9 protein-coding genes are annotated in these 11,116 nt (G+C 71.6%); 7 read left to right on the top strand and 2 right to left on the bottom strand.

All coding sequences use genetic code 11. The features are described 5' to 3' along the window. The first annotated feature begins 40 nt into the window (after window positions 1-40). Window positions 41-748, top strand: a complete 708-nt coding sequence (locus GUY61_RS27540) for a DedA family protein (protein ID WP_166632956.1) — start codon at window positions 41-43, stop codon at window positions 746-748. A gap of 75 nt (window positions 749-823) precedes the next feature. Here the strand turns inward: GUY61_RS27540 and GUY61_RS27535 are convergent, their stop codons facing one another. Together GUY61_RS27535 and GUY61_RS27530 are read right to left on the bottom strand one after the other, a co-directional pair. Further along, window positions 824-2,518, bottom strand: coding sequence for a threonine/serine exporter family protein (locus GUY61_RS27535; RefSeq protein WP_398957092.1), 1,695 nt, complete (start codon window positions 2,516-2,518; stop codon window positions 824-826). A gap of 254 nt (window positions 2,519-2,772) precedes the next feature. Beyond that, window positions 2,773-3,264: an inorganic diphosphatase gene (locus GUY61_RS27530; RefSeq protein ID WP_166632958.1), complete on the bottom strand. Its 492-nt coding sequence runs from the start codon at window positions 3,262-3,264 to the stop codon at window positions 2,773-2,775. 189 nt (window positions 3,265-3,453) lie between these two features. On the opposite strand from GUY61_RS27530, the gene dacB reads away from it, so the two are divergent. From dacB to folE, 6 genes are all read left to right on the top strand, one after another. Further along, entirely contained in the window at window positions 3,454-4,896 is a 1,443-nt protein-coding gene (gene dacB / locus GUY61_RS27525) for a D-alanyl-D-alanine carboxypeptidase/D-alanyl-D-alanine-endopeptidase (protein WP_313896881.1), read from the top strand. 56 nt (window positions 4,897-4,952) lie between these two features. Further along, entirely contained in the window at window positions 4,953-6,080 is a 1,128-nt protein-coding gene (locus tag GUY61_RS27520) for a zinc-dependent metalloprotease (protein WP_166632953.1), read from the top strand. A gap of 300 nt (window positions 6,081-6,380) precedes the next feature. Next, on the top strand, window positions 6,381-7,403 hold the full coding sequence (gene tilS, locus GUY61_RS27515) for a tRNA lysidine(34) synthetase TilS (RefSeq protein WP_166632952.1): 1,023 nt from the start codon (window positions 6,381-6,383) through the stop codon (window positions 7,401-7,403). A gap of 77 nt (window positions 7,404-7,480) precedes the next feature. Next, the gene (hpt, locus tag GUY61_RS27510; protein WP_166632957.1) at window positions 7,481-8,020 is read left to right on the top strand and encodes a hypoxanthine phosphoribosyltransferase; all 540 of its coding nucleotides are present in this window, start codon (window positions 7,481-7,483) and stop codon (window positions 8,018-8,020) included. Window positions 8,021-8,199: 179 nt separating this feature from the next. Beyond that, on the top strand, window positions 8,200-10,212 hold the full coding sequence (gene ftsH, locus GUY61_RS27505) for an ATP-dependent zinc metalloprotease FtsH (protein ID WP_166632951.1): 2,013 nt from the start codon (window positions 8,200-8,202) through the stop codon (window positions 10,210-10,212). Window positions 10,213-10,412: 200 nt separating this feature from the next. Beyond that, complete coding sequence (folE, locus tag GUY61_RS27500) at window positions 10,413-11,018, top strand: GTP cyclohydrolase I FolE (RefSeq protein WP_166632950.1); 606 nt, start codon at window positions 10,413-10,415, stop codon at window positions 11,016-11,018. Window positions 11,019-11,116: the final 98 nt, after the last annotated feature.

The raw sequence follows: 11,116 nt of genomic DNA, 5'->3' as shown, positions 1-11,116 counted from the left end.
CCCACAGACCCCCTGGAGCCCGGAACCCGTGAATACGGCGATGACAACTCTTGCCCTCGGCCCGAGCTGGCTGGACCCGGACTTTCTGATCAACAAGTTCGGTCTGATCGGCGTCCTGGCCATCGTCTTCGCCGAGTCCGGCGTGCTCATCGGCTTCTTCCTGCCGGGCGACTCCCTGCTGTTCACCACCGGCCTGCTGGTGACGACGGACAGGCTGGACACCCCGCTGTGGCTGGTCTGCACGCTGATCGCGGTCGCCGCGGTCGCCGGCGACCAGGTCGGCTACCTGTTCGGCCGCAAGGTGGGCCCGGCGCTGTTCAACCGGCCCGACTCCCGCCTGTTCAAGCAGGAGAACGTCACCAAGGCGCACGAGTTCTTCGAGAAGTACGGCCCCAAGTCCCTGGTGCTGGCCCGCTTCGTGCCGATCGTGCGGACGTTCACCCCGATCGTCGCCGGTGTGAGCCGGATGAACTACCGCTCCTTCATCACCTTCAACATCATCGGCGGCGTCATGTGGGGCGTCGGAGTGACCCTGCTCGGCGCCGCCCTCGGCAAGGTCGACTTCGTCCACGCCCACATCGAGCTGATCCTCATCGGCATCGTGCTGGTCTCGGTCCTGCCGATCGTCGTCGAACTCCTGCGGGCCCGCGGCAAGTCCCGGAAGGAGGCCGCCGAGGGCGGGCAGCCCGCCGACGGCACCGCCCCGTCCGCCTCCCAGGGCGGCCGCCGCCGCCACGCCAAGCGCTGACGCCCATCACCACCGCGGCACCGGCACCACCTGCGGCACCGCCGGCGACGGCGCCGCGGCGGTCCGGATCGATCCTCAGAAACCCCGGGTGCGTTTCGCGGCGCGGCGGCCCGCGCCGCGCGAGGCGCCCGGGACACGGATGAACAGCCGGGCCGTCTCGCCGCCCAGGTTCACCCCGATCGCGATGGCGATGGCGAGCGCCGCCGCCTTGGCCATCGAGGCGAGCCCCGCGTTCATATGGCCCTGGGCGATCGCCAGCAGCCCGAAGTAGGTGGGCGATCCGGGCAGCAGCGGGCCGATCGCCGCCGTGACGTACGGCAGTGACGACGCGTAACGCAGCCGAGACAGCAACTGCCCGAAGAGCCCGACGAGACCCGCGGCGACCGCCGTCGACGCGACGGGCGAGATGCCGCCCGCGTAGTGCAGCGCCCCGTACACCGCCCAGGCGACGCCGCCGTTGAGGGTCGCGGCCAGCACCGTGTGGCGCTCCTGCTGGAGCAGCAGCGCGAAGGTCAGGCTCAGCGCCATGGCGGCGAGGATCTGCACCACCGGCCGTTCGGCGCTGCGCAGCGCCTCGTCCGGGTCGAGCGTCGCCTCCAGCTGTACGCCGATGTAGAGCACCAGCAGCACGCCGACGACGATCCCGATGAAGAAGTACATGACCTCCAGCAGCCGGGCCGCGGCCGTGATGTAGAACCCCGTCAGCCCGTCCTGCACACCCGCGACCAGGGCCCGCCCCGGCAGCAGCGCGAAGAGCCCGCCCGTGATCACCGCCGAGTACGAGACGTCCGCGCCGGCCAGCGCCAGCGCCACCCCGACCGCCGCGGGCGGCATCGCGGCGGCCACGAACTGATAGAACTCCGGCAGTCCGCGCCCGGCGCACAGCCACGCCAGCCGGTCGCCCAGCATCGCGCCCAGGGCGGCGGCGAGGAACACCGGCGGCCCGCCGCCGACGAGGAGGCTCGCCGCGCCCGCCAGCAGACCGCTCGCCGCCGTGAGCACCCAGGTCGGGTACGGGTGGCGGTTGCGGCGGATCTCGGCGAGCCGGCGGTAGGCCTCCTCCAGCGAGACCGCGCCCTCGTCCGAGCTGATGTCGTCGACGAGCCGGAAGACGGCGGCCAGCCGGGTGTAGTCGGGAGCCCTGCGGCGCACCGTCCGGTTCGCGGTCACCGGGTCGTCGACCAGCGAGGGCTGATGGGTGATCGAGAGCAGGGTGAAGGTGACGGTCGGCTCGCACCTGGCGAGTCCGTACGCCGTCGCGATGGCGAGCATCGCCGCCTCCACGTCCTCCGCGCCCTCGCCGCCGGCGAGCAGCAGCTCGCCGATGCGCAGGGTCAGGTCCAGGACGCGCGGCACGGCGGGGCCGGACTCGCCCTGGAGCTGCACCGGCTCCGGCGCCGGGCGTTCCCCGACGGGCATGCGCAGCACCGTGCGCATGCGGTCCTGCCAGGGTGTCTCCTTGGTGAGCCGGACCAGCGGCACGCCGTGGGCCGGCGTGAAGGCGGGCGGGGCGTCCCCGGCGCCGCGGCCGCCGGGCGGCGAGAGAGCGGAACCCTGGGGCTCCGCGGACGGCTCGGGCACCAGGCCGCGCGGCACGGCGAACTCCGAGGTCGGCCCGTCGGGCTCGGGCGGGCCCGACGGCAGCGGTACGGCGATGCCGGACGGCGGGGTGAAGGCGCTGCGCGCCTCGTCGGACGGGGGCTTGCGGTCCTCCGCCACGGCCCGGGGGTCTGCTCCGGGCCCTTCCGGGCGCCTGGGCTCCGCCACCACCTGAACGACTCCACCTCTCGGTCCTCGCGGTCGCCTCCCGTCCGCCCAGTATGCGCACGGCACGTGCCCGCACAGAACCGCGGGCGGCACACCGGGTTTCCGGTGTGCCGCCCGCCGAAACGGTCACGTGAGCGTGGACCGTGGAACTCCGCGTCCCGGGGAGTGCCCGGGGACTCCGGGGCACAGGACCCCGGCCCGGGGCCGGGCCCCGGAGGGGGCCGGTGCCGCCGGCTGCCCGACGGACCCGTGGGGGCTCAGTGGCCGCCCTGCGCCTCCAGGCGCTTGAAGGAGGCCTTGATCTCTTCCTCGGCCTCGGCGCGGCCGACCCAGTCGGCGCCCTCGACGGACTTGCCGGGCTCCAGGTCCTTGTAGACCTCGAAGAAGTGCTGGATCTCCAGGCGGTCGAACTCCGGCACGTGGTGGATGTCGCGCAGGTGCTCCATGCGCGGGTCGGAGGCGGGCACGCAGAGCAGCTTGTCGTCGCCGCCCGCCTCGTCGGTCATGCGGAACATGCCGACGGCGCGGCACTTGATCAGGCAGCCCGGGAAGGTCGGCTCGTCAAGGATCACCAGGGCGTCCAGCGGGTCGCCGTCCTCGCCGAGGGTGTTCTCCACGAAGCCGTAGTCCGCCGGGTAGCTGGTCGAGGTGAAGAGCCGGCGGTCGAGACGGATGCGACCGGTCTCGTGGTCCACCTCGTACTTGTTCCGCGAACCCTTGGGAATCTCGATGACGACGTCGAACTCCACGGGTGACTCCTCCATGATCAGCACATTCGTATGGTGACGCCGCGTCCTCCCGCGGGGACAGCCCTCGACGTCCGGCAGGTTCTCGACCGGCCGGTCTTCAATGGGTGCCATCCTCGCGGCAGGGTGCGGTCGTGCGGTGATTAAGTGTCCCTCACGCATGTGTGTGATCGCGAAAGGGGCTGGTCCGAGGTGCCGGAGCTCAAGACGTGGCAGCTCACGGCGGTCTCCGCCGTGGCCGGGTGCGTCCTCGCGACCGTGGCGGTGGCCGCGGCCGGCCCGTGGGACTCCGGACAGCGTAAGGCCGAGCGGGACCGCGCGGGCGTGGCCGATCACACAGGTGGCACACATCACGGGAAGCCGCGCCGCAAGGCCCCGGAGGCCGCGCCCAGCGCCCCCGCCGTACTGTCCGCGCTGGGCGAGCGGCCCGCCGCCGCGGACCCGGACGGTTCGGGCGGCGGCGCCGCGAACGCCGGGGTGCCGCTGCCGACCAGGCGCGGGCTCGCGGAGGCGCTCGGCCCGCTGCTGGAGGACCCCGCCCTCGGCGCGGACGCCTCGGCCGCCGTCCTGGACGCGGCGACCGGCGAGCGGCTCTACGGGGCCCGGGCCGCGGACGCCCTCGTCCCGGCCTCGACCATCAAGATCGCGACGGCCGCAGCCGCGCTGGCCTCCCTGGGACCCGGCCACCGCATCGACACCACCGTCGTCGCGGACGACGGGACGACCGTGCTGGTCGGCGGGGGCGACCCGACCCTGACCGAGGACGCGCTGGCGAAACTCGCCGACGGCACGGCCGCCGCTCTGAAGAAGCGCGGTGCGGACAAGACGGAACTGCGCTACGACACCTCCCTCTACTCCGGCCCCGACATCCACCCCATCGGTGCCGGCAACGCCAACATCGCGCGGATCACGCCCCTGATGGTCGACGAGGGCCGCCTGGACGAGTCCGCGCGGGGCCCCGCGCCCCGCACCGGCGACCCGGCGGGGGACGCGGCCCGCGCCTTCGCCGGGTTGCTGGAGGACCGCGGCATCGACGCCGGCGATCCGTCCCCGGGCGCGGCCGGGGAGGACGTGACGACGCTCGCCAAGGTGTCCTCGGCGCCGCTGTCCGCGCTCGTCGAGCGGATGCTGACCAACAGCGACAACGACATCGCCGAGGCACTCGCCCGGCAGACCGCCCTCGCCGCGGGCGAACCGGCGAGCTTCGAGGGCGCCGCGCGGGCCGTGGGCGCCGCGATCGGCAGGCTCGGGGCCGACACCGGAGGGTCCCGTTTCGCGGACGGCAGCGGCCTCAGCCGCGAGGACCGGCTCAGCGCCTCCCTGCTCGCCCGGATCCTGGTACGCGCCACCGATCCCGCCCACCCCGAGCTGCGGCCGGTCATCACCGGGCTCCCCGTCGCCGGGTTCAGCGGCACGCTCCAGGGCCGCTACGAGCCGGGGTCCGCTGGGACCGGCATGGTCCGTGCCAAGACGGGCACCCTCTCCGGCGTCAACGCCCTCGCCGGGACCGTGGTCAGTGCCGACGGCCGGCTGCTCGCCTTCGCCTTCCTGACCAACGGCACGACCGACGCCGTCGCGGCCCAGGCGGCCCTGGACCGGCTCGCCTCGGCCCTGGCGAACTGCGGTTGCCGCTGAACCCGGCCGGGCTCAAGCCCTCTCCCCGGAGGGCGCCGACAACGTAACGTTGACGCATGACGAATCTTGGTGGTGCCGAGATGGTCGACTGGAATCTCGCGGTCGCGACCGCGACCCGGCTGCTGCGGCCGGGTCCGGACGTGAGCCAGGACGAGGCGCGGGCGGTGGTCGCCGAGTTGCGCAGGCACGCCAAGTCCTCCGAGGAGCATGTGCGCGCCTTCACCCGGATGATCCCGGACGGGGCCCGGGTCCGGGACACGCCGGTGCTGGTGGTGGACCGCCCCGGGTGGGTGAAGGCCAATGCCGCGGGCTTCCGGGCCGTGCTGAAACCGCTGCTCGGGAAGATGAGCGAGCGGCGCGGTTCCGGTCCCGGCGGGGCCGTGCTCGGCGCGGTCGGCGGCAAGGTCACCGGTGTCGAGGTCGGCATGCTGCTGTCGTTCCTGGCCTCGCGGGTCCTCGGACAGTACGAGACCTTCGCGCCCGCCACCCGGGAGCTGCCCGCCGGCGAGAACGGCGGCGGCAGGCTGCTGCTGGTGGCCCCGAACGTCGTCCACGTGGAGCGGGAACTCGAGGTGGACCCGCACGACTTCCGGCTGTGGGTGTGCCTGCACGAGGAGACCCACCGCACCCAGTTCACCGGCGTGCAGTGGCTGCGCGACCATCTGGAGGGCGAGATCCAGGCCTTCCTCGGCGAGACCGACGTCGACCCGATGACCGTCCTGGAGCGGCTCCGCGAGGCGGCGCAGGCGCTCGCGGGCGGCCGTACCGAGGGCGAGGAGGGCGAGGGCGGCCACTCCATCGTCGAGCTGGTGCAGACGCCCGCCCAGCGGGAGATCCTCGGCCGGCTGACCGCGGTGATGTCCCTGCTCGAGGGGCACGCCGACTACGTCATGGACGGCGTGGGCCCCGAGGTCGTGCCGTCCGTCGCCGAGATCCGCGAGAAGTTCCAGCAGCGCAGGGCCCGCGGCGCGAGCCGGCTAGACATGGCGCTGCGCAAGCTGCTGGGCCTGGACGCGAAACTGCGCCAGTACCGGGACGGGGAGCGGTTCGTGCGGGCCGTGGTGGACGAGGTCGGGATGGACGGCTTCAACCGGGTGTGGACCTCGCCGAACACCCTGCCGACCAAGGCCGAGATCGCCAAACCGGCGGACTGGATCGCGCGGGTGCACCGCAGGGCGGAGTAGGGGGACCCGGACCGTGGACGGGGCCCCGGGAGGCCCCGTGGGACTGGTGGGTACGGAGTGTCATGGCGTGCCGGTGTCGTCCTGCCGAATGCATCAGCATCACCCGTCCGAGGGACCGTGGGCGGGGGGTGGGCGTGCAATGCTCGGGTATCGGCTCGGTTCTGTCACCATCGACGCACTCTGAGTGACCGAACTCCTCGCGTCCGGGCTCGCTCCGGCCGCCGGGGTCCGACCCCAGATCCTCGTGATCCACCATCCACCCGAGGCACCCCCAAACCTCCTCCCCGAAGGGAACCGGACATGGGTCCCCATCCTGCGGTCGCGGCGATACGCCTGGCCGTTCGCCGAGTCCTCCACGACGTCCTGACCGAGCACGCCGCGCACACCTCCGCCGCGCCGTCCTCGCCCGCGTCCCCCCTCGTGCTGGTCGCCTGCTCCGGCGGTGCCGACTCCATGGCGCTCGCCTCCGCCCTCGCCTTCGAAGCCCCCAAACTCGGCATCCGCGCCGGCGGAGTCACCGTCGACCACGGCCTGCAGTCCGGCTCGGACGACCGCGCCGCGGAGGTCGCCGCCCGGATGACCGCCCTCGGCCTGGACCCGGTCGAGGCCGTCACCGTCACCGTCGGCAGGACGGGCGGCCCCGAGGCCGCCGCGCGCGACGCCCGGTACGCCGCGCTGGACGCCGCCGCGGACCGCCACGGCGCGGCCGCCGTGCTGCTCGGCCACACCCGCGACGACCAGGCCGAGACCGTGCTGCTCGGACTCGCCCGCGGCTCCGGCATCCGCTCGCTGTCCGGCATGGCCGCCGTCTCGGGCCAGCGCGGCCGCTACCGCCGCCCCTTCCTCGGGCTGGACCGGCAGACCGCCCGCAAGGCCTGCATGGCCCAGTCGCTGCCCGTCTGGGACGACCCGCACAACGCCGACCCCGCGTACACCCGCTCCCGGCTGCGCCACGAGGGCCTGCCCGCGCTGGAGAAGGCGCTCGGCAAGGGTGTCGTCGAGGCGCTGGCCCGCACCGCGTCGCTGTCCCGTGACGACGCGGACGCACTGGACGCCTGGGCCGCCGAGGCCGCCCGCGCGGTCTGCGCCGAGAACGGGGAGCTCGAGGTCTCCAAGCTGTTCGTGCTGCCGCCCGCGGTGCGCCGCCGGGTGCTGCGCAGGGCCGCCATCCAGGCGGGTTCGCCCGCGGGTTCGCTGTTCGCCCGTCACATCGAGGAGATGGACCGGCTGATCACCGGCTGGCGGGGACAGGGCGCCATCAATCTGCCCGGCCGGGTCGTCGCACAGCGCCGGGGTGGCAGACTGGTCATCCGGCAAGGCTGAAGCGACTGTGAGTTCCGGGCCGTCCCGGCCCCGGAGTCCGGCCGGTGAAGAAAGTGACGCGAGTGGACGCAAAGGACATGGGCGCCGACCTCAAAGAGGTGCTCATCACCAAGGAAGAGATCGACGCGAAGCTGGCCGAGCTGGCCGCGAAGATCGACGCGGAGTACGCGGGCAAGGACCTGCTCATCGTCGGTGTCCTCAAGGGCGCGGTGATGGTGATGGCGGACCTCGCGCGTGCGCTGTCCACCCCGGTCACCATGGACTGGATGGCCGTGTCCTCGTACGGAGCGGGCACCCAGTCCTCCGGCGTGGTCCGGATCCTCAAGGACCTGGACACCGACATCAAGAGCAAGCACGTCCTGATCGTCGAGGACATCATCGACTCCGGGCTGACGCTGAGCTGGCTGCTGTCGAACCTGGGTTCGCGGGAGCCCGCCTCGCTCGAGGTGTGCACGCTGCTGCGCAAGCCGGACGCGGCCAAGGTCGCGATCGACGTGAAGTGGATCGGCTTCGACATCCCGAACGAGTTCGTCGTCGGGTACGGGCTCGACTACGGGGAGAAGTACCGCAACATCCCGTTCGTCGGCACGCTGGCGCCTCACGTGTACGGCGGCTGACGTCTCAAGGGAATCCGGGCCCCGGGAACCGGAACGCGTATCCCGCCGTTGAAGGGTGAGACGGATTTCTCCCTCGCCCGCGGCGACGGCTTACGGCAATCCTGGGGTACCGTCCAAAAGGCAGTCTTATCAAACACTCACTGTGGCAGGAGGGACGGGGCGCTCGCCGCTCCGTGTGGATGGACGTGAAGCGATACTTCCGTGGGCCGGTCATGTGGATCGTGCTGGCCGTCCTCGCCGTGGTCGTGTTGATGCAAGTCGTCGGTTCGTCCGGCGGCTACAAGACGGTCGACACCGGCGAGGTCGTCAGGGCGATCAACCAGAACAAGGTCGAACAGGCCAAGCTCACCACCGGCGACGAGCAGATCATCAAGGTCCAGCTCAAGGACGGCGAGAAGGTCAAGGACAGCAGCAAGATCCAGGCCAGCTACATCGGCGACCAGGGTCAGGCGCTGGCGACCACGCTGCAGACCAAGTTCGAGAACAACGATATTCCCAAGGGCTACACGGTCTCGCCGTCGAAGCAGAACCCGTTCCTCGGGATCCTGCTCTCGCTGCTGCCGTTCGTGCTCATCGTCGTCGTCTTCCTGTTCCTGATGAACCAGATGCAGGGCGGCGGCTCCCGGGTCATGAACTTCGGGAAGTCCAAGGCCAAGCTGATCACCAAGGACACCCCGAAGACGACGTTCGCCGACGTGGCGGGCGCCGACGAGGCGGTCGAGGAACTCCACGAGATCAAGGAGTTCCTGCAGGAGCCGGCCAAGTTCCAGGCCGTGGGCGCCAAGATCCCCAAGGGCGTGCTGCTGTACGGCCCGCCCGGCACGGGCAAGACCCTGCTCGCGCGCGCCGTCGCGGGCGAGGCCGGCGTGCCGTTCTACTCGATCTCGGGTTCCGACTTCGTCGAGATGTTCGTCGGCGTCGGTGCCTCCCGGGTCCGTGACCTGTTCGAGCAGGCCAAGGCGAACGCCCCGGCCATCGTCTTCGTCGACGAGATCGACGCCGTCGGCCGGCACCGAGGCGCGGGCCTCGGCGGTGGTCACGACGAGCGCGAGCAGACCCTGAACCAGCTGCTCGTCGAGATGGACGGCTTCGACGTGAAGGGCGGCGTCATCCTGATCGCCGCCACGAACCGGCCCGACATCCTCGACCCGGCGCTGCTGCGCCCCGGCCGTTTCGACCGGCAGATCGCCGTCGACCGCCCGGACAAGCAGGGCCGTCTGGAGATCCTCAAGGTTCACCAGAAGGGCAAGCCGGTCGCCCCGGACGTGGACCTGGAGGCGGTCGCCCGCCGCACCCCCGGCTTCACCGGTGCCGACCTGTCGAACGTGCTGAACGAAGCCGCGCTCCTCACGGCGCGCAGCGACAAGAAGCTGATCGACAATCACATGCTGGACGAGGCGATCGACCGTGTGGTCGCGGGCCCGCAGAAGCGGACCCGGATCATGTCGGACAAGGAGAAGAAGATCACCGCGTACCACGAGGGCGGTCACGCCCTGGTCGCGGCGGCCTCACCGAACTCCGACCCGGTCCACAAGATCACCATCCTGTCGCGCGGCAGGGCGCTCGGCTACACCATGGTGCTGCCGGACGAGGACAAGTACTCCACGACGCGCAACGAGATGCTCGACCAGCTGGCGTACATGCTCGGCGGGCGCGCGGCCGAGGAGCTGGTCTTCCACGACCCGACGACCGGCGCGGCCAACGACATCGAGAAGGCCACCGCGACCGCCCGTGCCATGGTCACGCAGTACGGCATGACCGAGCGGCTCGGCGCGATCAAGTTCGGCGGGGACAACAGCGAGCCCTTCCTCGGCCGTGAGATGGCCCACCAGCGCGACTACTCCGAAGAGGTCGCCGCGCTGGTCGACGAAGAGGTCAAGAAGCTCATCGAGAACGCGCACAACGAGGCCTGGGAGATCCTGGTCGAGAACCGTGACGTGCTCGACAACCTGGTCCTCCAGCTGCTGGAGAAGGAGACGCTGAACAAGGAGCAGATCGCCGAGATCTTCGCTCCCATCGTCAAGCGTCCCGCCCGCCCGGCCTGGACCGGCTCCTCCCGGCGTACGCCTTCGACCCGTCCGCCGGTGCTCTCGCCGAAGGAGCTGGCGCTGACCAACAGCACCAACGGTTCGACGGCCGTGATGACCAAGGACACGACCGCCGAGGCCGTGCCCGAGGAGCGGCCCGAGTAGTGGCGCCCGCGGCCCGGAAGGGTCCGGGACCGGCAGCAGGGGGCGTCCTCGCGGAGTGAGGATGCTCACCCGGCCGGAACCGGATCGCCGGAGCCCCGGAATGGATGCCGCGCACCCCAGGGTTTTAGCCTGGGGGAGCGCGGCATCGCGCATTTCCGGTCGCTTTCCGGCCGTATGTCAGGTAGAGGAACGAGGCACAGATGACCGACCCGGTGACCCTGGACGGCTTGGGCAAGATCGGCGAGTTCGACGAGAAGCGCGCCGAGAACGCGGTGCGCGAGCTGCTCATCGCGGTCGGGGAGGACCCGGACCGCGAAGGGCTCAGGGAGACGCCGGCCCGGGTCGCCCGCTCGTACCGCGAGATATTCGCCGGGTTGTGGCAGAAGCCCGAGGACGTGCTGACGACGACCTTCGACCTGGGCCACGACGAGATGGTCCTGGTGAAGGACATCGAGGTGCTCAGCTCCTGCGAGCACCACCTGGTGCCCTTTGTCGGGTCCGCCCACGTCGGCTACATCCCGTCCCACGACGGGAAGATCACCGGCCTGTCCAAGCTGGCCCGTCTGGTCGATGTCTACGCGCGCCGCCCGCAGGTGCAGGAGCGCCTCACCACGCAGATCGCGGACTCGCTGATGCGCATCCTGGAGCCGCGCGGGGTGATCGTCGTCATCGAGTGCGAGCACATGTGCATGACCATGCGCGGGGTGCGCAAGCCGGGTGCCAAGACGCTGACGTCGGCGGTGCGCGGGCAGCTGAGGGACCCTGCGACGCGGGCCGAGGCGATGAGCCTGATCATGGCCAGGTAGGGCCGGGCAGGGCCGGTCGGCGGGGGCGGCGGCGGAGGCCGCCGGGGACCGTCGCGGGCTTCGGCAGGCGCAGTTCACCGGTTGTTTCGCGGTAGTAG

The organism is Streptomyces sp. GC420 (genome assembly GCF_009916105.1).
Classification (GTDB): domain Bacteria; phylum Actinomycetota; class Actinomycetes; order Streptomycetales; family Streptomycetaceae; genus Streptomyces.
This window is presented reverse-complemented; position numbering and strand designations above follow the sequence as displayed.

Coding starts and splice junctions, on each gene's coding strand:
- GUY61_RS27520 (WP_166632953.1), top strand. CDS start 4,953: ATGACGAATCTTGGTGGTGCCGAGATGGTCGACTGGAATCTCGCGGTC.
- ftsH (WP_166632951.1), top strand. CDS start 8,200: ATGGACGTGAAGCGATACTTCCGTGGGCCGGTCATGTGGATCGTGCTG.
- folE (WP_166632950.1), top strand. CDS start 10,413: ATGACCGACCCGGTGACCCTGGACGGCTTGGGCAAGATCGGCGAGTTC.
- tilS (WP_166632952.1), top strand. CDS start 6,381: ATGGGTCCCCATCCTGCGGTCGCGGCGATACGCCTGGCCGTTCGCCGA.
- hpt (WP_166632957.1), top strand. CDS start 7,481: ATGGGCGCCGACCTCAAAGAGGTGCTCATCACCAAGGAAGAGATCGAC.
- GUY61_RS27540 (WP_166632956.1), top strand. CDS start 41: ATGACAACTCTTGCCCTCGGCCCGAGCTGGCTGGACCCGGACTTTCTG.